This window comes from Pseudomonas sp. ADAK7, assembly GCF_012935675.1.
Taxonomy (GTDB): domain Bacteria; phylum Pseudomonadota; class Gammaproteobacteria; order Pseudomonadales; family Pseudomonadaceae; genus Aquipseudomonas.
The window spans coordinates 3,418,912-3,439,854 of record NZ_CP052861.1; the positions used below are offsets into that span (position 1 = coordinate 3,418,912).

A 20,943-nucleotide genomic window follows, 5' to 3' on the forward strand; every position below is an offset into this window, starting at 1 on the left:
GGGAACGATCTAAGCAGTTACCCGCGTTGCGCCTCAGCCTCTTCATGGGCATGGCGCAGCCGTTCGCGGCTGTTGGTCAAATGCAGCCGCATGGCCGCCCGCGCTGCATCGGAATCCTGGCGCGCGATGGCGTCGTAAATCTCTTCGTGCTCCCGGCTCAGGCGATTCATGTAGTGCTGTTGATCGTCATGGGCCAGGCGCGCGGAGTTCAGCCGTGTGCGCGGAATAATGCTGGTGCCCAGATGAGTCATGATGTCGGTGAAGTAGCGATTGCCGGTAGCCAGGGCGATTTGCAGGTGGAACTGGAAGTCCGAGGCCACGGCATCGCTGGCGTGGGAAGCGCTCTCGTTCAATGCATCCAGTGCCGCCCGCATCAGGCCAAGCTGTTCGGCACTGCGGCGTTGTGCGGCGAGGCCGGCGGACTCCACTTCCAGGCTGATACGCAGTTCCAGAATGGCCAGCACATCACGCAGGGTGACCACGGTAGCCGGGTCGATGCGGAAACCGCTCGGGCTCGGCGTGTCGAGGACGAAGGTGCCGATGCCGTGGCGGGTTTCTACTTGCCCGGCGGCCTGCAGACGGGAAATCGCTTCACGCACCACGGTGCGGCTGACGCCATGGGCGTCCATGATCGCCGACTCGGTGGGCAACTTGTCGCCACGCTTGAGCTGACCGTCGCGGATCTGCTCGGACAGCACGGTCACCAGTTCCTGAGCGAGACTGCGGCGCTTGCGAGGGAGGCGAGGTGCGTCGATCGGGTTTTCCATGGTGAACGTCTGTCTCGAGAATTCGGCTGAAAGCGCATCATAGCGCAAGCGGGTTGTACGATCACCGTTGACGAACACGGCCCCTGTAGGAGCGAGGCTTGCCCGCGAAGAACGATGACGCGGTCTCTCATTGGAAACCGTGTGATGGCCTTCGCGGGCAAGCCTCGCTCCTACAAAGATTGTGATGATCAGGCGGTTACGGCTTGATCCACCAGATGCCCGTTGTCGATACGAATGTGCCGTGGATGGAAACGCTTCAGGCTGCTGCGATGGCCAACGCTGACGATGCTCAGCCCCGGTATCTCATCGATCAACGCCTGATACAGCGACGCCTCGTCCTCTTCATCCATCGCCGAAGTAGCTTCGTCCATGTACAGCCATTGCGGTGCGTAAAGCAGCGCACGGGCAAAAGCGAGACGTTGCTGCTCACCTGGCGACAACATGCGCTGCCAGTGGTTGGCTTCATCCAGACGCGCCACCAAATGCGGCAAGCGGCAGGTTTCCAGGACCTCGGCATAACGCTCAGGCGTATACGTGTCGCCAGGCTGTGGATAACTCAACGCTTCACGCAAGGTGCCAATCGGCAGGTACGGTTTCTGTGGCAAGAACAGGTAACGCGCCGCCGGCAAGCGAATACTGCCGTGCCCCGCCGGCCATAAATGCCCCATCGCCCGCAGCAACGTGGATTTACCGCTGCCGGAACGCCCGCTGAGCATGACGCGCTCGCCCTCTTCCACGGTCATGTCGGCGTTGGTCAGCAAGTGACGACCGTCGGCGAGGTCGAGGCCCAGATTATGAATCTTCAGCTCCGAACCCTGGTTCTGCACGTCAATGGCCGGCGCACGCTCTTCGTTATCGCGCATGGCCTGATGGAAACTCAGCAGACGATCGCAGGTGGCACGCCAAGCCGCGAGGTTCTGGTACGCACTGATAAACCAGCTGAAACTTTCCTGCACATTGCCGAACGCCGAACTGATTTGCATCAACTCGCCGAGTTCGATCTTGCCCGCGAAATACCGTGGCGCGGCGACCATGAACGGAAAGATGATGGCGGCCTGGCTGTAACCGGCGGTAAAGAAAGTCAGGCGCTTGGACACTTTCATGATGTCCCAGAAATTGTGCCAGACCAGGCCGAAACGGCTGCTCAAGCGCCGATTTTCATTCGGCTCGCCGTTGTACAAGGCGATGCTTTCGGCGTTTTCGCGAACCCGGACCATGGAGAAACGCAGGTCGGCCTCGAAGCGTTGTTGTTGGTTGTTGAGGCCGATCAGGCGACGACCGATCAAATGGGTCAGCCAGCTACCAATCACGGCGTAGACCAGCACACACCAGAACATATAGCCGGGAATGGTGAAACCGAGCACTTCAATACTGCCCGACACGCCCCACAGGATGATCGAGAACGACACCAGGCTGACAATGTTGCGCAGCAAACCAATGCCCAGTTCCAGGGTATTGGAGGTGAAGTTGTTGAGGTCTTCGGAAATCCGCTGGTCCGGGTTGTCGGTGTAGCCGCCCTGCTCCAGCTGGTAGTAATTCTTGTTGCCGAGCCAACGGGCGAAGTGCTTTTCGGTAAGCCAGGCCCGCCAGCGAATGGTCAGCATCTGCGTCAGGTACAGCCGGTATACCGCTCCGACAATCGCCACCGCGGCAATCCCGCAGAAATACAGGATCAGCCGCCAGAACGCCGCTTCATCCTTCTTTTGCAGGGCGTTGTAAAAATCCTTGTACCAGGTGTTGAACCACACCGAGATCCCCACGCTGAGCAGCGACAACGCAATCACCGCGATCAATAGCGTCCAGGCCTTGACCTTCTCTTCGCTGGACCAATACGGCGTGATCATCGCCCAGACTTTGCGGAAAAACTGCCCGCGCACAGCATCATTGACCGCGGAATATTCAGCGTTCTGATTCATGGATAAGGCTCGATAGAGAAAAGAACACACACGAACCGATCATAGATGATCGGTTCGGTTCCCCGCGAGGAGCGGCCTGCATTCATTCAGCACAGGTTCAGCGACGAACGGGACGCTTCTGCAGTTTGCGCTGCAGGGTGCGGCGGTGCATGCCCAGGGCGCGGGCCGTGGCGGAGATGTTACCTTCGTGCTCGGTCAACACCCGCTGGATGTGTTCCCACTGCAGGCGGTCCACGGACATCGGGTTTTCCGGCACCAGAGTGTCGAGGTCGGCGTGCTCGGACAACAGCGCGGCCAGCACGTCATCGGCGTCCGCCGGTTTGCACAGGTAATTGCAGGCGCCGCGCTTGATCGCCTCGACGGCGGTGGCGATGCTCGAGTAACCGGTGAGGATCACCACGCGCATTTCCGGGTCGAGTTCGAGCAGTTTCGGCAGCAATACCAAGCCGGAATCGCCGTCCATTTTCAGGTCGAGCGCGGCGTAGTCCGGCAGGTCGGCCTGGGCGATGGTCAGGCCTTCTTCGGCGGAACCGGCGGTGCTGACGCGAAAACCACGACGGGCCATGGCACGGGCCATCACGCGGGTGAAGGTGGCGTCATCGTCCACCAGCAGCAAATGCGGCAGTTCTTCGCCTTCTACTTGGATCTCGTCACTCATGTTCGTCTCCTCGGGCGACACGGGGCAGGCGCAGCTCGGTAAGCGTGCCACCTTCCTCATGACTGTAGAGTTTCACTGAGCCGCCCGCGCGTGTCACGCTGGCCTTGCTCAAAAACAGGCCCAGGCCGAAACCTTTGCCCTTCGTTGTAAAAAACGGTTTGCCGATCTGCTCGGCGATGGCCAGCGGCACACCGGCGCCGTGATCGCGAATGCTGATGGTCAGGTCTTCGGCGTTCCAGTCCAGCGTCACTTGCAGCCCTTCGGGGCAGGCATCGGCGGCGTTGTTCAGCAAATTCAGCAGCGCCTGGGTCAGGTCCGGCGGCGGTGCCATGCGCGGCACCGTGCCCTGGCCGAGACGCTGGAAGCGGTAACTGGCTTCCGGGCGCATCAGGTGCCAGCGGTTCAGAGCTTCGTCGAGCCAGTCGGTGACGTCCTGCATCTCCACCGCCAAACGGCGATTGGCTTCGGCGGCGCGCACCAGTTGCTGCAAGGTCTCTTTGCAGAGTTTGACCTGATCCTGCAGCACCTTCAGATCATCCTGCAACATCGGGTCGGGATGATCCTGCTGCATCTCTTTGAGCAGCACGCTCATGGTCGCCAGCGGCGTGCCCAGCTCATGGGCGGCACCGGCGGCTTGCGTCGCAACGGCGAGCAATTGCTGATCGCGCAGGCCCTCTTCGCGGCGGATGGCGCGCAATTCATCCTGACGACGCAACTCTTCGGCCATGCGTGCAGCGAAAAACGTGATGACTGCCGCGGCGAGCGCGAAGCTCAGCCACATCCCGTACACCTGCAGGTTTTCCCGGGCGATCGGGAAGGTTTGCAGCGGGTAGAACCGCGCCAGCAGCAAGGTGTACATGGCCAGGGCGATGCCGGACAGAATCAGCGAAAAGCGCCACGGCAAGGTCACGGCGGCGATGGTCAGCGGTACCAGGTAATAAGAGACGAACGGGTTGGTCGAACCGCCGGAGAAATACAGCAAGGCACTGTGAATAAACAGGTCGCAGGCCAGTTGCACGGCGTACTCGAGTTCGGTAACCGGCCACGAGGTGCGCAGGCGAATGGCGGTGAAGGCGCACAGCAGCATCGAACAGGCGAGGGTCATCGCCAGTTGAAACCAGGGCAATGGCAACAGATCGAACCAGTAGGCCAGCCCCACGGAACCGGCCTGGGCGGCGAGTACCAAAGTGCGGATGAACGTCAGCCGCCAGAGATTCTGGCGAGTCGCGGAAGTGATTTGAACGGGGGCGAGCATGAGCTCTCCTGATGAGCGCTCCAGGCGGATCGCATGGAGTATAACCAAGCACGGGGGCTGGCAGGCAAAAGTGCGGCAAACGGCCACATGGCAATGGCCGACGCAAACCGTTGTAGCAGCTGCCGAGGCACGAGGCTGCGCTCGCTCGTAGCAGCTGCCGAGGCACGAGGCTGCGTTCACTTGTAGCAGCTGCCGAGCCTGCGAGGCTGCGTTCGGCTGCGAAGCAGTCGTGTAATCAGGCGGAGCGGTGTTTCAGGAAGACTGCGTGCTCTGGTTTTACGACTGCTTCGCAGCCGAACGCAGCCTCGTACCTCGGCAGCTGCTACACAGGATCGCGTTTATCTGTATAGAAGTTGTAACTGTGCGAACCGGATCATTAAAGCTAGAGTCTGATGGTTTCACGCAGGCTCGGACCTCACACCTGCGCATCGCCCAAGGAGCTTTTCATGCACACATTGCGCCGCAGCGCCGCCCTCCTCGCCCTCAGCGTGGGCACCGTCGCCAGCCTTCCGGCCCTGGCCGCCGACGAGCTGCATTACAACCAGATTTCCCTGCGCGCCGAAGTCAGCCAGGAAGTGGCCCGCGACCTGATGATCGTGACCCTCTATACCGAAGAGCAAAACGCCGACCCGGCCAAACTCGCCGCCGATGTCAGCACTACCATGAACAAGGCGCTGGGGCAGGCCAAGCAGGTCAAAGACATCACCCTGCGCCAGGGCAGCCGCAACAGCTACCCGATCTACGACACCAAGGGCCAGAAAATCACCGGCTGGCGTGAACGCGCTGAGCTGCGCCTGGAAAGCTCGGACTTCGCCGTCCTGTCGAAACTGACCGGCGAACTGCTCACCGACCTGAAAATGGGCGGCATGGACTTCGCCATCGCCACGCCAACCCGCAAAGCCAGCGAAGACGCGCTGCTCAAAGACGCCGTCACCGCGTTCAAGGCTCGCGCACAACTGGCCACCGATGCGCTGGGCGGCAAGGGTTACAAAATCGTCAACCTGAACCTGAACAGCAACGGTTATCCACAACCGTACATGCGTGGGCCGATGATGATGAAAGCGGCGGCGGGCATGGACTCGGCGCCGGTAACGCCGGATGTCGAGGCAGGTACCAGCCAGGTCAGCATGACGGCGGATGGCTCGATTGAAGTGTTGATGACGCCTTGATTCAGTAGCCCGTACACACCAGAGCGCCTGATCGTTCCCACGCTCCGCGTGGGAATGCAGCAAGGGACGCTCTGCGTCCCAAGAGCGGACGCGGAGCGTCCGGGGAGGCATTCCCACGCAGAGCGTGGGAACGATCAATCGCCGTAACCGACCCGCTACTCACCCATCTATGCCCGGATAGAGGGGTCACCCTCAAAAAACGATATTTCCGCCCGACCCGTCAACACAGCTACTCTCAGGGGTATACCGCTACCCAAATCCCCCGGGGACTCCATGGAAAGAACCACCGTCAAACCGCTTCTGTTCGCCCTCGCCTTAGCCACCACCGCGCCATTCGCCCAAGCCGCCACCACCCTGGTCTACTGCTCCGAAGCCAGCCCCGCCGGTTTCGACCCCAGCCAGTACACCAGCGGCACCGACTTCGACGCCTCGGCCGAAACAGTCTTCAACCGTCTCACCCAATTCAAGCGCGGCGGCACCGAAGTTGAGCCTGGGCTGGCGTCGAGCTGGGATGTGAGCAAGGACGGACTCGCCTACACCTTCCACCTGCGCGAGGGCGTGAAGTTCCACACCACCGACTACTTCACCCCGACCCGGGATTTCAGCGCCGACGACGTGCTGTTCACTTTCCAGCGCTTGCTCGACCCGGAGAATCCGTTCCGCAAGGCCTACCCCGCCGAGTCGCCGTACTTCACCGACATGGACCTGAACAAGACGATCAAGAGCGTCGACAAGATCGACGAGCACACCGTGCGCTTCAGCCTGAACAACATCGACGCCGCGTTCATCCAGAACCTGGCCATGAGCTTTGCCTCGGTGCAGTCTGCGGAATACGGCGCGCAGCTATTAAAGGAAGGCAAGGCGGCGGATATCAACCAGAAGCCGATCGGCACTGGCCCGTTCGTGTTCAAGCGTTATCAGAAGGACTCGCAGATCCGCTACGCCGGTAACACGGCGTACTGGAAACCCGAGGATGTGAAAATCGACAACCTGGTGTTCTCGATCACCCCGGACGCCGCGGTGCGTTTGCAGAAGCTCAAGGCCGGTGAATGCCAGGTCAGCGGCTACCCGCGCCCGGCCGACATCGAAGTCATGGAAAAAGACCCGAACCTGACGGTGCTCAAGCAGGCCGGTTTCAACCTCGGTTTCCTCGCCTACAACGTGACCCATCCGCCGCTGGACCAGCTCAAGGTCCGTCAGGCGCTGGACATGGCCATCGACAAGCCCGCGATCATCAAAGCCGTCTACCAGAGCGCCGGGCAACTCGCGCAAAACGCCCTGCCGCCAGCGCAATGGTCGTTTGATCCGAACATCAAGGACGCACCCCACGATCCGACCAAGGCCAAGGCGCTACTAAAGGAAGCAGGGGTTGCACCCGGTACGACCATTAATTTATGGGCCATGACCGTGCAGCGTGCCTCCAACCCGAACGCGCGGATGTCGGCGCAGATGATCCAGCAGGATTGGGAAAAGGTCGGGATCAAGGCCAACATCGTCAGCTACGAGTGGGGCGAGTACATCAAGCGCGCCAAGAACGGTGAACACGACGCAATGATCTACGGCTGGACCGGCGACAACGGCGACCCGGATAACTGGCTCGGCGTGCTTTACAGCTGCGCTGCGGTGAAAGGTAGCAACTACGCCAAGTGGTGCGACCCGGCCTACGACAAACTGGTCCAGCAAGCCAAGGTTTCAACCGACCGTGACGAACGGGTCAAACTCTACCAACAGGCGCAAAAAATCCTGAAGCAACAAGTGCCTATCACACCGATCGCCAATTCGACGGTGTTCCAGCCTTTGCGCAAGGAAGTGACCGACTTCAAGATCAGCCCTTTTGGCCTCACACCCTTCTATGGCGTGGGTATAAATAAGTAACACCGCGCCCCAGGCGGGTGCGCCATACGTGCCCGACGCCCCTTCGTGGGGCGCCGTTTGCACCGTAAAAAACGTGCGCAAACGGTCAAATGCGTCAATATTTATACATATGCGACATTAAGGTACGTTCGTGCCACTGTTTAAGACTTGTGGCCGTTCTGGATCTTGCAATGGGTATGGCCCCTGCATAAGTATCCGCAGGCACGACTCACGAGGTCGTCCTCTAATTCCAAAAATGACAACAAATCATGAGGCCACCATGCTTAAACACGCGGTCATTCCGTTTTTAGTCGGCGCCAGCTTATTAGCTGCCGCACCTTTCGCCCAAGCGGCGACTAACCTGGTGTTTTGCTCCGAAGGGAGCCCGGCCGGTTTTGATCCTGGTCAGTACACCACCGGAACCGACTTCGACGCCTCTGCAGAAACCATGTTCAACCGTTTGACCCAGTTCGAACGGGGCGGCACCGCTGTCATTCCTGGTCTGGCGACCAGCTGGGACATTACCCCGGACGGCCTGACGTACACCTTCCACCTGCGTGAAGGCGTCAAGTTCCACACCACCCCGTACTTCAAGCCTACTCGTGAGTTCAACGCCGACGACGTGCTGTTCACCTTTAATCGCATGATTAACAAGGATGATCCGTTCCGCAAAGCGTACCCGACCGAATTCCCGTACTTCACCGACATGGGGATGGACACCAACATCACCAAGATCGATAAAGTCGACGACCACACCGTCAAGTTCACCTTGAAAGAAGTCGATGCCGCGTTCATCCAGAACATGGCCATGAGTTTCGCTTCGGTCCAGTCCGCCGAGTACGCTGCCCAGCTGCTCAAGGAAGGCAAGGCCGCCGACATCAACCAGAAGCCGGTCGGCACTGGTCCTTTCGTGTTCAAGAGCTACCAGAAAGACTCCAACATCCGCTACACCGGGAACAAGGACTACTGGAAGCCTGACGACGTCAAGATCGACAACCTGATCTTCGCCATTACCACCGACCCGTCGGTGCGCATGCAGAAGTTGAAGAAGAACGAGTGCCAGATCACTCTGTTCCCTCGTCCAGCCGACCTGAAAGCGCTGAAAGAAGACAAAACCCTGAAGATGCCTGACCAGGCCGGTTTCAACCTGGGCTACATCGCCTACAACGTGATGGACAAGGTCAAGGGCAGCAACGAGCCGAACCCGCTGGCAGACCTGCGCGTTCGTCAGGCGCTGGACATGGCCGTCAACAAGCCACAGATCATTGATTCGGTTTACCAGGGCGCGGGCCAACTGGCCGTCAACGCCATGCCGCCAACCCAGTGGTCCTACGACACCACCATCAAAGACGCCAAGTACGACCCTGAGAAAGCCAAGGCGCTGCTCAAGGAAGCTGGCGTCAAGGAAGGCACCGAGATCGTCCTGTGGGCGATGCCGGTACAGCGTCCGTACAACCCGAACGCCAAGCTGATGGCTGAAATGCTGCAGTCCGACTGGAAGAAAATCGGCCTGAACGTGAAGATCACCAGCTACGAATGGGGCGAGTACATCAAGCGTTCCAAAGGCGGCGAGAACCAGGCCATGATCATTGGCTGGAGCGGCGACAATGGTGATCCGGACAACTGGCTCAACGTTCTGTTCGGCTGCGACTCGCTGAGCGGCAACAACTTCTCCAAGTGGTGCGACAAGAAGTTCGATGGCCTCGTCAAAGAAGCCAAGCGCACGACCGACCAGGGCAAGCGCACCGAACTGTACAAACAGGCGCAACACGTCCTCAAAGATGCAGTTCCAATGACACCTATCGCACACTCGACGGTGTATCAACCCATGCGCACCACCGTGCAGGACTTCAAGATCAGCCCATTCGGCTTGAACTCCTTCTACGGCGTCAGCGTCAGCAAATAAGATTTGGCAACGGCGACGTGTTTAACGTCGCCGTTGCTTTATCTGCCGGGAATGTAGGAATTAACTGACAGCCAAATCCGCTGCTTATGACAGCAGGGGTTTAGGACATGTCGGCTTTTCCTACGCGTTTTTCAGGCCTTTCCGCATTTACTGCCAGACCCACGGCCCATACCGTCGGGATCTGACCAGTTCATGCGTGGGCCCTCGGTTTGCTGCAGATGGTTTGAGATCAATGAAGCCTCCACGTCCCTGGACGGGACGGCGGCTCATTGTTAAACACTAAAAAGAGGGAGCGTCATGCGCCATACCTTGGTTTTATCCGCATTGCTGGGCACCGGCCTGTTGGCCGGCACTTCCATCAGCCAGGCCGCCAACAACAGCCTGGTATTCTGCTCTGAGGGCAGCCCCGCCGGTTTCGACACGGCGCAGTACACCACTGCGACCGATAACGACGCCGCCGAGCCGCTGTACAACCGACTGGCAGAGTTTGAAAAAGGCGCGACCAACGTCGTACCGGGTCTCGCCACCCAGTGGGATATTTCTGAAGACGGCCTCGTGTACACCTTCCACCTGCGCGAAGGGGTGAAGTTCCACACCACGCCTTACTTCACGCCGACCCGTGATTTCAATGCCGATGACGTGCTGTTCACGTTCAATCGCATGCTCGATCCACAACAACCTTTCCGTAAGGCTTACCCGACCGAGTTTCCGTATTTCAACGGGATGAGCCTGAACAAGAACATCGCCAAGGTCGAAAAGACCGGGCCGCTGACCGTGGTCATGACGCTCAACAGCGTGGACGCCGCGTTCATCCAGAACCTCGCCATGAGCTTCGCCGCCATCCTCTCGGCCGAATACGCCGGCAAACTGTTGGCCGACGGCAAGCCGAGCGACATCAACCAGAAACCGATCGGCACCGGGCCGTTCGTGTTCAAGAGCTACCAGAAAGATTCCAACATCCGCTACAGCGGCAACAAGCAGTACTGGGACCCGAGCCGGGTCAAGCTCGACAACCTGATTTTCGCCATCAACACCGACGCCTCGGTGCGGGTGCAGAAGCTCAAGGCCAACGAATGCCAGATCACCCTGCACCCGCGCCCTGCCGACGTGACTGCGCTGAAGAACGACCCGAAACTCAAGCTGATCGAGAAGCCCGGTTTCAACCTTGGCTACATCGCCTATAACGTGCGGCACAAACCGTTCGACCAGCTCGAAGTGCGCCAGGCGCTGGACATGGCGGTGAACAAGCAAAGCATTCTCAACGCCGTGTACCAGGGCGCCGGGCAGTTGGCAGTTAACGCCATGCCGCCGACCCAATGGTCCTACGATGACACCATCAAAGACGCCGCCTACAACCCGGAAAAAGCCAAGGAATTGCTCAAGGCTGCCGGCGTCAAGGAAGGCACCGAAATCACCCTCTGGGCCATGCCGGTCCAGCGCCCGTACAACCCCAACGCCAAGTTGATGGCCGAGATGCTCCAGGCGGACTGGGCGAAGATCGGCCTCAAGGTCAACATCGTCAGCTACGAATGGGGCGAGTACATCAAGCGCACCAAGAATGGCGAACACGACGTCAGCCTGATCGGCTGGACCGGTGACAACGGCGACCCGGACAACTGGCTCGGCACGCTGTACAGCTGCGACGCCATTGGCGGCAACAACTACTCCATGTGGTGTGACCCGGCTTACGACAAGCTGGTCAAGCAGGCCAAAGTCGTCACCGACCGTGACCAGCGCACCGTGCTTTACAAACAGGCGCAGCAATTGCTCAAGCAGCAAGTGCCGATCACGCCTATCGCTCACTCGACGGTCAACCAGCCGTTAAGCGCCAAAATCGAAGGGTTCAAGGTCAGCCCCTTTGGTCGCAACGTGTTCTCGGGTGTCAGCATAGAAAAATAACCGGATAGCCAGAAACGCTGAGGACGGATTCCGTCCTCACGCAAGCGTGTTGCCTTAATTCGCCAATCAGGCCTACAGCAAACGTTTGCGATGCCTTGAATGAGTTCAAACCAAATAGCCGGATCACCAAAAAAGACCGGCATTAAAAAAAAGAAAGAAAGGAGCTTCACCCATGAAACTGAGCAGCACCGCGATTTTGGCCCTGGCCATCAGCAGCGTAACCGCCACGGCTTACGCAGAAACCCAAAGCCAGGAATTCGTTCCAACGCAACTGGCCAGCACCAACTCCCAGTCGGAAGCCAAAGGTTTCATCGATGGCCAGAGCCTCTCGGGTACTACCCGTAACTGGTACGCCAACGAACTGAAACGTCGCGGCGGCACTTTCGGCTACGAAAGACACGGCGAAGACTTGACCGGTTCGCGTCGTATCAACTGGGTTCAGGGCACCATCCTGAACTACACCTCGGGCTTCACCCAAGGCACCGTGGGTTTCGCCACCGAAGTCGCGGCCTACAACGCCCTGGCGCTGGATCGCAGCCGTGAAGACATCAAGGGCGGCTCCAACCGTACCCTGGCTCACTCCAACGGCGACGCCGTGGATCAGTGGAGCAAACTCGGCCTGGCCAACGTCAAGGCGCGTATTTCCAACACCACCCTGACCGCCGGCCGCCAGAACTTCAGCAGCCCGATCGTCGACGTCATCGGCAACCGTCCGCTGCCTTCGAGCTTTGAAGGTGTGACCATTCACAGCGAAGAGTTCGACAACCTGTCGTTCGACCTCGGCACCTTCGATCGCGTGTCGCCACGTACCGAGCAGAGCCTGTCGAAATTCCGCAGTGAATACAGCGCCACCGGCGTCGAAACCGACCACGTGAACACCGCTGGCCTGAACTACCAGCCGTTCAAAAGCCTGAAGACCAGCCTGTACGCGACCAACGTCGAAGACTTCTGGAACCAGTACTACTTCGGCGCCACTCATGAACTGGGCGACAGCTCGGTCCTGAGCCTGACCACCGGCCTGAACTACTACAAGACCGTCGACGAAGGCAAAAAGTTGATGGGTGAAATCGACAACGACACCTACTCGCTGTCGCTGGGCCTGACTCACCAGGCCCACAGCCTGACCTTCTCGTACCAGGAAGTGAACGGTAACGAGTACTTCGACTACCTGCACGAAACCAACGGCATCTACCTGGCCAACTCCCTGCTGTCCGACTTCAACGGCCCGAACGAAAAATCGTTCCAGATCGCCTACGGCCTGAACATGGCCGAATACGGCGTGCCAGGCCTGAAGTTCAACGTCTACAGCGCTCGCGGCTGGGGCATCGACGGTACTCACTACACCGGCACCGCCTACGACGTTCGCAACATGGACGGCGAGAACCACTATGAATACGGCATCGGTACGGCGTACGCCGTGCAGAGCGGTCCGCTTAAAGCGACCACCGTGCGCGCGACCTACACCACTCACCGTGCCAGCGATAACCAGGCTGATGGCAGCATCAACGAGTTCCGTCTCGTGACCACCATCCCGTTCAAGATTTTGTAAAAACACTGCCCGGCGGTTGACTCATGACGAGTCAGCCGTTGGGCTTTTATCTGTTCAACCGATTGCAGAGGGTTCTTGATGAAAATGCTTCCCCTACGTGCGGCCATCGCTGCCGCGTTGCTGAGTGTCGCTGTTGGCGTCTCGGCCAAACCCTTGGTGGTCTGCACCGAAGCCAGTCCGGAAGGCTTCGACATGGTCCAGTACACGACTGCAGTCACAGCCGATGCGGTGGCCGAAACCATCTTCAATCGTCTGGCGGACTTCAAGCCCGGCACCACCGAAGTGATTCCGGCACTGGCCGACTCCTGGGACATCAGCGAGGACGGTCTGAGCTACACGTTCCACCTGCGTAAAGGCGTCAAGTTCCACACCACCGATTACTTCAAACCGACCCGCGACATGAACGCCGACGACGTGGTCTGGAGCTTCCAGCGTCAGCTGGACCCGAATCACCCGTGGCACAAACTGTCGAGCGTGGGCTTCCCGTACTTTGAAAGCATGGGCTTCAAGGAACTGCTCAAAAGCGTCGAGAAAGTTGACGACAACACGGTCAAGTTCACGTTGACCCGTCGCGAAGCGCCATTCCTGGCAGACATCGCCATGGCCTTCTCCTCGATCTACTCCGCCGAGTACGCCGACCAGTTGCTCAAGGCCAACAAGACTGGCGACCTGAACAACAAGCCAATCGGCACCGGCCCGTTCATCTTCCAGCGTTACGCCAAGGACGCTCAAGTCCGCTTCAAGGCCAACCCGGAGTACTTCCGTGGCAAGCCGCCGGCAGAAGCGCTGATCCTGGCCATCGCCACCGACAACAACGTGCGCCTGCAAAAGCTCAAGGCCAACGAGTGCCAGATCGCGCTGTATCCGAAACCGGATGACATCCCGAGCATCAAGAAAGACACCAACCTGAAGGTTGATGAACTGAACGCGATGACCGTTTCGTACATCGCCATGAACACCACCCACAAGTACATGAGCGACGTGCGGGTGCGCAAAGCCATCGACATCGCCTTCGACAAGGCGGCTTACGTCAATGCGCTGTTCGGCAAAGGCAATGCGACCGTGGCGGTCAACCCGTACCCGGACACCCTGCTGGGTTACAACCACGACCTGAAGAACCCGCCACGTGACCTCGACAAGGCGCGCGCCCTGCTCAAGGAAGCCGGCGTACCGGAAGGTACCTCATTCACCCTGTTCACCCGTAACGGCGGCGGTCCGACCAACCCGAACCCGATGCTCGGCGCGCAGATGATGCAGGCTGACCTGGCCAAGGTCGGGATCAAGATCGACATTCGCGTCATGGAATGGGGCGAGATGCTCAAGCGCGCCAAAAACGGCGAGCACGACATGGTTTCCGCCGGATGGGCGGGCGACAACGGCGACCCGGATAACTTCCTGACGCCTATGCTCAGTTGCGAGGCGGCCAAAAACGGCGAAAACTACGCGCGCTGGTGCAGCGAGAAATTCCAGGCACTGATCGATGAAGCCCGCGCTAAAGTAGATCCGGCCGAACGCGCCAAGCTATACGAACAAGCCCAGGAGGTCTTTAACCAGGACCAACCGTGGATCAGCATGGCCCACACCCGTATGTTCACCGCAATGCGCAACAACGTAGAGGGCTACCACATTAGCCCCCTCACCACTAATAACTTCGCCACCACCCAGGTGAAGTAGATAAGAAAACTCCCGGCGTCCCTGACTCCAGGGACGCCAGGCACGCCTAACCGGCTGATGAGGTAGCACACAAGATGTTTAGTTTTATTGCCCGCCGACTGGGGTTGTTGATCCCCACGTTTTTCGGCATCACCCTGCTGACTTTCGCGTTGATTCGCATGATTCCGGGCGACCCCGTGGAAGTAATGATGGGCGAACGTCGGGTCGACCCCGAAATGCACGCCCAGGCAATGGAACGCCTTGGTCTGAACAAACCCCTGTATGCCCAATACCTGGATTACATCGGCAAGTTGGCCCACGGCGACCTTGGCGAATCCCTGCGTACCCGTGAAAGTGTCTGGACCGAGTTCAGCTCTCTATTCCCTGCGACCCTGGAACTGTCCATGGCCGCGCTGTTGTTCGCCGGCATCCTGGGCCTCCTGGCCGGGGTGATCGCGGCACTCAAGCGAGGATCCCTGTTCGACCATGGGGTAATGGGCATCTCCCTGGCGGGATATTCGATGCCGATCTTCTGGTGGGGCCTGATCCTGATCATGTTCTTCTCGGTGTCCCTCGGCTGGACCCCGGTGTCCGGGCGGATCGACCTGCTCTATGACATCGAGCCACGCACCGGCTTCATGCTCATCGACACCTTGCTCGCCGATGACGTGGGCGCCTTCTTCGATGCCCTGCATCACCTGATTCTGCCGGCCATCGTGCTCGGCACCATCCCGCTGGCGGTAATTGCGCGGATGACCCGTTCGTCGATGCTCGAAGTGCTGCGTGAAGACTACATCCGTACCGCCCGCGCCAAAGGCCTGTCGCCGGCGCGCGTGGTGTTCGTGCACGGCCTGCGCAACGCGCTGATTCCGGTATTGACCGTGGTCGGCCTGCAAGTCGGCACGCTGTTGGCCGGTGCGGTCCTGACCGAAACCATCTTCTCCTGGCCCGGCATCGGCAAATGGCTGATCGAAGCCATTGGCGCACGGGACTATCCCGTGGTGCAGAACGGCATCCTGTTAATCGCCTGCCTGGTGATTCTGGTCAACTTCGTAGTCGACATCCTCTACGGCTTTGCCAACCCACGCATTCGCCATCAGCGCTGAGATCATCATGACCATGACCACTTCAATTCCAGCGGTAGCAGTCGATCAAAGCCTGCTGTACCCGTCTCCGTACAAAGAATTCTGGCAAGCGTTTTCCAAGAACAAAGGCGCCGTTGCCGGCCTGATGTTCATGCTGCTGGTGATTTTCTGCGCGATCTTCGCGCCGTGGGTTGCTCCGCATAACCCGAGCGAGCAATACCGTGATTTCCTGCTGACCCCGCCGTCCTGGCTGGAAGGTGGGCAAATCCAGTTCCTGCTTGGCACCGATGAACTGGGTCGCGACCTGCTGTCGCGGCTGATCAACGGTTCGCGCCTGTCCTTGCTGATCGGTTTGTCGTCGGTGGTGATGTCGCTGATTCCGGGCATCCTGCTGGGTCTGTTCGCCGGGTTCTTCCCGCGCGTGCTCGGCCCGACCATCATGCGCCTGATGGACATCATGCTGGCCCTGCCGTCCCTGCTGCTGGCCGTGGCGATTGTCGCCATCCTCGGCCCTGGCCTGATCAACACCATCATTGCCATCGCCGTGGTTTCGTTGCCGTCCTATGTTCGTCTGACCCGCGCCGCGGTGATGGGCGAACTGAACCGCGACTACGTGACCGCCGCGCGCCTCGCCGGTGCCGGCCTGCCACGCCTGATGTTCGTTACCGTGCTGCCCAACTGCATGGCGCCACTGATCGTTCAAGCGACCTTGAGCTTCTCCTCGGCGATTCTCGATGCCGCGGCCCTGGGCTTCCTCGGCCTTGGCGTACAACCGCCAACCCCTGAGTGGGGCACCATGCTGGCTTCGGCTCGCGACTACATCGAACGCGCCTGGTGGGTGGTAAGCCTGCCTGGCCTGACCATTTTGCTCAGCGTGCTGGCAATCAACTTGATGGGCGACGGCCTGCGCGATGCGCTGGACCCGAAACTCAAGAACGCCGCCTGAGGAGATTCAAATGTCACTGTTAGAAATCAAGAATCTCAACGTTCGCTTCGGCGACAAGAACGCCGTTCCGGTGGTCGACGGGCTCGACATTTCCGTGGACAAAGGCGAAGTACTGGCCATCGTTGGCGAGTCGGGTTCGGGTAAATCCGTGACCATGATGGCGCTGATGGGCCTGATCGAACACCCGGGGATCGTCACCGCCGACGCGCTGAATTTCGACGGCAAGAACATGCTCAAGCTCAGCAACCGTCAGCGTCGGCAAATCGTCGGCAAAGACCTGGCCATGGTCTTCCAGGACCCGATGACCGCGCTGAACCCGAGCTACACCGTCGGTTTCCAGATCGAAGAAGTGCTGCGCCTGCACCTGAAGATGTCCGGCAAGCAAGCGCGCAAGCGTGCGATCGAACTGTTGGAAAAAGTGGAAATCCCGGGCGCCGCCAGCCGTATGGAGGCCTACCCGCACCAACTGTCCGGCGGTATGAGCCAGCGTGTGGCAATCGCCATGGCGATTGCCGGCGAACCGAAACTGCTGATCGCCGACGAACCGACCACTGCCCTCGACGTGACCATCCAGGCCCAGATCATGGACCTGCTGCTGGCCCTGCAGAAAGAGCAGAACATGGGCCTGGTGCTGATCACTCACGACCTCGCGGTCGTGGCCGAAACCGCCCAACGCGTATGCGTGATGTACGCCGGCCAAGCGGTGGAAGTTGGTCAAGTCCCGCAACTGTTCGACATTCCGGCGCACCCGTACAGCGAAGCGCTGCTCAAGGCGATTCCGGAGCACAGCCTCGGCGCCACGCGCCTGGCCACGCTGCCGGGGATTGTTCCCGGTCGTTATGACCGTCCGCAGGGTTGCCTGCTGTCGCCGCGTTGCCCGTACGTGCAGGACTCCTGCCGCCAGCAACGTCCCGGCCTTGACCCGAAAAGCAACAGCCTCGCCCGCTGCTTCTACCCGCTGAATCAGGAGGTGGCGTAATGGCCGTCGTACTTACCGCCCGCGACCTGACCCGTCACTACGAGGTGTCCCGTGGCCTGTTCAAGGGCCATGCGACCGTCCGCGCCCTGAACGGTGTGTCGTTCGAACTGGAAGCCGGCAAGACCCTCGCGGTCGTTGGCGAATCGGGTTGCGGCAAATCCACCCTGGCCCGCGCCCTGACGCTGATCGAAGAGCCGTCCTCCGGGTCCTTGAAAATCGCCGGGCAGGAAGTCACCGGCGCCGACAAGGCCCAGCGCAAGCAACTGCGCAAAGACGTGCAGATGGTGTTCCAGAGCCCTTATGCCTCGTTGAACCCACGGCAGAAAGTCGGTGACCAGCTCGGCGAACCGCTGCTGATCAACACCAACCTGTCGGCGGCCGAACGTCGCGAAAAAGTCCAGGCAATGATGAAGCAGGTGGGCTTGCGTCCCGAGCACTACCAGCGTTATCCGCACATGTTCTCCGGCGGTCAGCGCCAGCGGATCGCCCTGGCTCGCGCCATGATGCTGCAACCGAAAGTGCTGGTGGCGGACGAACCGACCTCGGCGCTGGACGTGTCGATCCAGGCGCAGGTGCTGAACCTGTTCATGGATTTGCAGCAAGAGTTCAACACCGCCTACGTGTTCATCTCCCACAACCTGGCAGTCGTCCAGCATGTGGCCGATGACGTGATGGTGATGTACCTCGGTCGCCCGGTGGAAATGGGCCCGAAGAACGACATTTACGAGCGTCCGCTGCACCCGTACACCCAGGCGTTGCTGTCGGCCACCCCGACCATTCACCCGGACCCGAACAAGCCGAAAATCAAGATCGTCGGCGAGTTGCCAAATCCGCTGAATCCGCCGTCCGGCTGCGCGTTCCACAAGCGCTGCCCGTACGCGACCGAGCGTTGCAGCACCGAAGAGCCATTGCTGCGGCCATTGGATAACCGCCAGGTGGCTTGCCACTACGCCGAGCAATTCCTCGACGGCGCGGCATAAAAAACGCGCCTCCGTCACCGGGGCGCGCGTTTGAAGAGTTGACCAAACCCCTTCTACCTGGATTGCGCATCAGTCCGGTGGAAGGGGTTTTCTTTTGCCTGCGGTTTAGGTCTGGCTGTCGCCTTCTTCGTCATCGTCGGTGTCTGGCTCATCGGTGGTCGAGTCGTCATCATCGGCGCTGCCACCCTGCCCCTTATCACCGCCCTCCGATTCGGACTTGGCGATCATCATTCCCGTGTGCACCGCCTGTCCGCTCGAAGCCTGTTCACCATGGGCCGGGCAATCGGCCCACGCCGCCGACATGCCCACAGACAGCATCACCAAAACCTTCAGCAACAACACAATGCGTTGAAAAATGCTCATAGCCGATTCCATCCTTTTTGAGATGCAGCATAAGTGCCTGACTGCGCATGACCCGAGTACCGTGGCGCTGAATGAAATCTAGTTCCGATCGGCCGGGTTCTCCAGATAGGACGCTAACGAATGGGCAGAAATGCCGTTACAGGGCAGATTGGTTTGGAATAGGGACTATGCCGAACAGCAATTTCAGAGTTCGACACCTTGATCGTTCCTACGCTCCGCGTGGGAATGCCTCAATGGACACTCTGCGTCCGCTCTTGGGACGCGGAGCGTCCCGGGCTGCATTCCCACGCAGAGCGTGGGAACGATCCAACTATCCAAAATCGGAACATAAAAAAACCCCGCAGCTCTCGCAACGGGGTTTCGGGTACAGCCATCAGTGCTTAGTGATGTTCACGGGTCGCACGGAATTTCACGTCCGGCCAGCGCTCTTCCATCAGCGCCAGGTTGACCCGGGTCGGGGCCAGGTAGGTCAGGTGACCACCGCCATCGATAGCCAGGTTTTCCACAGCCTTGACCTTGAACTCTTCAAGCTTCTTCTTATCGTCGCAATCGATCCAGCGCGCGGAATAAACGGTGATCGGCTCGTAGGAGCACTCAACCTTGTATTCCTCTTTCAAGCGGCTGGCGACCACGTCGAACTGCAGCACACCAACGGCACCGAGGATGATGTCGTTGCTGCGCTCAGGGAAGAACACCTGGGTCGCGCCCTCTTCCGCCAATTGCTGCAGGCCCTGGCGCAGTTGCTTGGATTTCAGCGGATCACGCAGGCGTACGCGGCGGAACAGTTCCGGGGCGAAGTGCGGGATGCCGGTGAAGCCCAGAACTTCGCCTTCGGTGAAGGTGTCGCCGATCTGGATGGTGCCGTGGTTGTGCAAACCGATGATGTCGCCGGCGAAGGCCTCTTCCAGTTGCTCACGCTCGGAGGAGAAGAAGGTCAGCGCATCGCCGATCCGCACGTCCTTGCCGGTGCGCACGTGGCGCATCTTCATGCCTTTTTCGTATTTGCCGGAGCAGATACGCATGAAGGCGATGCGGTCGCGGTGTTTCGGGTCCATGTTCGCCTGGATCTTGAACACGAAGCCGGCGAATTTCTCTTCGACCGGTTCCACGGTGCGCTCGTTGGCAACACGGGCCAGGGGTTTCGGCGCCCAGTTGACCACGGCGTCGAGCACGTGATCGACACCGAAGTTGCCCAGTGCGGTACCGAAGAACACCGGGGTCAGTTGGCCGTCGAGGAATTCCTGTTGATTGAATTCGTGACAGGCGCCCTGCACCAGTTCCAGCTGATCGACGAAGCGATCGTATTCATCACCGAGGTGCGCGCGTGCCTCATCGGAGTCGAGCTTCTCGATGATTTTCACATCGGTGCGCTCGTGGCCGTGACCGGCGGTGTACACGATGATGTAGTCGTCAGCGAGGTGATACACGCCCTTGAAGTCGCGGTAGCAACCGATCGGCCAGGTGATCGGCGCTGCCTTGATCTTCAGGACTGCTTCGATTTCGTCGAGCAGTTCGATCGGGTCGCGGATGTCACGGTCGAGTTTGTTGATGAAGCTGACGATCGGCGTGTCACGCAGACGGCAGACGTCCATCAGCGCGATGGTCCGAGGCTCTACACCCTTACCGCCGTCGAGGACCATCAAGGCCGAGTCCACCGCCGTCAGGGTGCGGTAGGTATCTTCGGAGAAGTCTTCGTGGCCCGGGGTGTCGAGCAGGTTGATCATGTGGTCGCGGTACGGAAACTGCATGACCGACGTGGTAATCGAGATACCACGCTGCTTTTCCATTTCCATCCAGTCGGACGTCGCATGGCGGTCGGATTTACGTGACTTCACCGTGCCCGCAATCGCAATCGCCTTGCCCATCAGCAAGAGCTTCTCGGTGATGGTGGTTTTACCGGCATCGGGGTGGGAAATAATGGCGAAAGTGCGGCGTTTCGCGACTTCGGCGGCCTGTTTGGTCAT

General features: G+C 59.6%; 16 protein-coding genes. 10 read left to right on the plus strand and 6 right to left on the minus strand.

Features of this window, described 5'->3' with window-relative positions; genetic code table 11:
- Positions 1–17: 17 nt before the first annotated feature.
- The 4 genes from HKK53_RS15990 to HKK53_RS16005 all read right to left on the minus strand — a co-directional run bounded on the left by HKK53_RS15990 (position 18) and on the right by HKK53_RS16005 (position 4,596).
- Positions 18–767: a FadR/GntR family transcriptional regulator gene (locus tag HKK53_RS15990; RefSeq protein WP_054616145.1), complete on the minus strand. Its 750-nt coding sequence runs from the start codon at positions 765–767 to the stop codon at positions 18–20.
- 188 nt (positions 768–955) lie between these two features.
- Positions 956–2,683 carry an ABC transporter ATP-binding protein/permease gene (locus HKK53_RS15995; protein WP_169371621.1) on the minus strand — a complete coding sequence of 576 codons (1,728 nt, stop codon included), beginning with the start codon at positions 2,681–2,683 and terminating at the stop codon, positions 956–958.
- Positions 2,684–2,780: 97 nt separating this feature from the next.
- Positions 2,781–3,341: a response regulator transcription factor gene (locus HKK53_RS16000; RefSeq protein ID WP_007942792.1), complete on the minus strand. Its 561-nt coding sequence runs from the start codon at positions 3,339–3,341 to the stop codon at positions 2,781–2,783.
- Positions 3,334–4,596: an ATP-binding protein gene (locus HKK53_RS16005; RefSeq protein WP_169371622.1), complete on the minus strand. Its 1,263-nt coding sequence runs from the start codon at positions 4,594–4,596 to the stop codon at positions 3,334–3,336. Before HKK53_RS16005 ends, HKK53_RS16000 begins: the two co-directional genes overlap by 8 nt.
- Before the next feature lie 446 nt (positions 4,597–5,042).
- Here HKK53_RS16005 and HKK53_RS16010 point away from each other — a divergent pair, with 446 nt between their 5' ends.
- From HKK53_RS16010 to HKK53_RS16055, 10 genes are all read left to right on the plus strand, one after another.
- Positions 5,043–5,765, plus strand: coding sequence for an SIMPL domain-containing protein (locus tag HKK53_RS16010; protein ID WP_169371623.1), 723 nt, complete (start codon positions 5,043–5,045; stop codon positions 5,763–5,765).
- A 273-nt stretch (positions 5,766–6,038) separates the two neighbouring features.
- Positions 6,039–7,640, plus strand: coding sequence for an ABC transporter substrate-binding protein (locus HKK53_RS16015; RefSeq protein ID WP_169371624.1), 1,602 nt, complete (start codon positions 6,039–6,041; stop codon positions 7,638–7,640).
- A 259-nt stretch (positions 7,641–7,899) separates the two neighbouring features.
- Positions 7,900–9,525 carry an ABC transporter substrate-binding protein gene (locus HKK53_RS16020; RefSeq protein ID WP_169371625.1) on the plus strand — a complete coding sequence of 542 codons (1,626 nt, stop codon included), beginning with the start codon at positions 7,900–7,902 and terminating at the stop codon, positions 9,523–9,525.
- A 297-nt stretch (positions 9,526–9,822) separates the two neighbouring features.
- Positions 9,823–11,424 carry an ABC transporter substrate-binding protein gene (locus tag HKK53_RS16025; protein WP_169371626.1) on the plus strand — a complete coding sequence of 534 codons (1,602 nt, stop codon included), beginning with the start codon at positions 9,823–9,825 and terminating at the stop codon, positions 11,422–11,424.
- A 172-nt stretch (positions 11,425–11,596) separates the two neighbouring features.
- Positions 11,597–12,973 carry an OprD family porin gene (locus HKK53_RS16030; RefSeq protein ID WP_169371627.1) on the plus strand — a complete coding sequence of 459 codons (1,377 nt, stop codon included), beginning with the start codon at positions 11,597–11,599 and terminating at the stop codon, positions 12,971–12,973.
- Positions 12,974–13,051: 78 nt separating this feature from the next.
- Positions 13,052–14,647, plus strand: coding sequence for an ABC transporter substrate-binding protein (locus HKK53_RS16035; protein ID WP_169371628.1), 1,596 nt, complete (start codon positions 13,052–13,054; stop codon positions 14,645–14,647).
- A 74-nt stretch (positions 14,648–14,721) separates the two neighbouring features.
- Positions 14,722–15,732, plus strand: a complete 1,011-nt coding sequence (locus tag HKK53_RS16040) for an ABC transporter permease subunit (RefSeq protein ID WP_054049982.1) — start codon at positions 14,722–14,724, stop codon at positions 15,730–15,732.
- A 13-nt stretch (positions 15,733–15,745) separates the two neighbouring features.
- Entirely contained in the window at positions 15,746–16,657 is a 912-nt protein-coding gene (locus HKK53_RS16045; RefSeq protein ID WP_169374250.1) for an ABC transporter permease subunit, read from the plus strand.
- Positions 16,658–16,667: 10 nt separating this feature from the next.
- Positions 16,668–17,636 carry an ABC transporter ATP-binding protein gene (locus tag HKK53_RS16050; RefSeq protein WP_169371629.1) on the plus strand — a complete coding sequence of 323 codons (969 nt, stop codon included), beginning with the start codon at positions 16,668–16,670 and terminating at the stop codon, positions 17,634–17,636.
- Positions 17,636–18,616: a peptide ABC transporter ATP-binding protein gene (locus HKK53_RS16055; RefSeq protein ID WP_123516406.1), complete on the plus strand. Its 981-nt coding sequence runs from the start codon at positions 17,636–17,638 to the stop codon at positions 18,614–18,616. The genes HKK53_RS16050 and HKK53_RS16055 overlap by 1 nt, the downstream gene beginning before the upstream one ends.
- Before the next feature lie 105 nt (positions 18,617–18,721).
- Here HKK53_RS16055 and HKK53_RS16060 read toward each other — a convergent pair whose 3' ends face one another.
- Complete coding sequence (locus HKK53_RS16060) at positions 18,722–18,979, minus strand: hypothetical protein (RefSeq protein ID WP_169371630.1); 258 nt, start codon at positions 18,977–18,979, stop codon at positions 18,722–18,724.
- A gap of 380 nt (positions 18,980–19,359) precedes the next feature.
- The gene (locus HKK53_RS16065) at positions 19,360–20,943 is read right to left on the minus strand and encodes a peptide chain release factor 3 (RefSeq protein WP_054049990.1); all 1,584 of its coding nucleotides are present in this window, start codon (positions 20,941–20,943) and stop codon (positions 19,360–19,362) included.

Bases quoted from the DNA above. Each gene is read 5' to 3' on its own strand.
- HKK53_RS16040 (WP_054049982.1), top strand. From the start codon at position 14,722: ATGTTTAGTTTTATTGCCCGCCGACTGGGGTTGTTGATCCCCACGTTT.
- HKK53_RS15990 (WP_054616145.1), bottom strand. From the start codon at position 767: ATGGAAAACCCGATCGACGCACCTCGCCTCCCTCGCAAGCGCCGCAGT.
- HKK53_RS16050 (WP_169371629.1), top strand. From the start codon at position 16,668: ATGTCACTGTTAGAAATCAAGAATCTCAACGTTCGCTTCGGCGACAAG.
- HKK53_RS16010 (WP_169371623.1), top strand. From the start codon at position 5,043: ATGCACACATTGCGCCGCAGCGCCGCCCTCCTCGCCCTCAGCGTGGGC.
- HKK53_RS16000 (WP_007942792.1), bottom strand. From the start codon at position 3,341: ATGAGTGACGAGATCCAAGTAGAAGGCGAAGAACTGCCGCATTTGCTG.
- HKK53_RS16065 (WP_054049990.1), bottom strand. From the start codon at position 20,943: ATGACCAAACAGGCCGCCGAAGTCGCGAAACGCCGCACTTTCGCCATT.
- HKK53_RS16045 (WP_169374250.1), top strand. From the start codon at position 15,746: ATGACCACTTCAATTCCAGCGGTAGCAGTCGATCAAAGCCTGCTGTAC.
- HKK53_RS16060 (WP_169371630.1), bottom strand. From the start codon at position 18,979: ATGAGCATTTTTCAACGCATTGTGTTGTTGCTGAAGGTTTTGGTGATG.
- HKK53_RS16005 (WP_169371622.1), bottom strand. From the start codon at position 4,596: ATGCTCGCCCCCGTTCAAATCACTTCCGCGACTCGCCAGAATCTCTGG.
- HKK53_RS16035 (WP_169371628.1), top strand. From the start codon at position 13,052: ATGAAAATGCTTCCCCTACGTGCGGCCATCGCTGCCGCGTTGCTGAGT.
- HKK53_RS16015 (WP_169371624.1), top strand. From the start codon at position 6,039: ATGGAAAGAACCACCGTCAAACCGCTTCTGTTCGCCCTCGCCTTAGCC.
- HKK53_RS16055 (WP_123516406.1), top strand. From the start codon at position 17,636: ATGGCCGTCGTACTTACCGCCCGCGACCTGACCCGTCACTACGAGGTG.
- HKK53_RS16025 (WP_169371626.1), top strand. From the start codon at position 9,823: ATGCGCCATACCTTGGTTTTATCCGCATTGCTGGGCACCGGCCTGTTG.
- HKK53_RS15995 (WP_169371621.1), bottom strand. From the start codon at position 2,683: ATGAATCAGAACGCTGAATATTCCGCGGTCAATGATGCTGTGCGCGGG.
- HKK53_RS16030 (WP_169371627.1), top strand. From the start codon at position 11,597: ATGAAACTGAGCAGCACCGCGATTTTGGCCCTGGCCATCAGCAGCGTA.
- HKK53_RS16020 (WP_169371625.1), top strand. From the start codon at position 7,900: ATGCTTAAACACGCGGTCATTCCGTTTTTAGTCGGCGCCAGCTTATTA.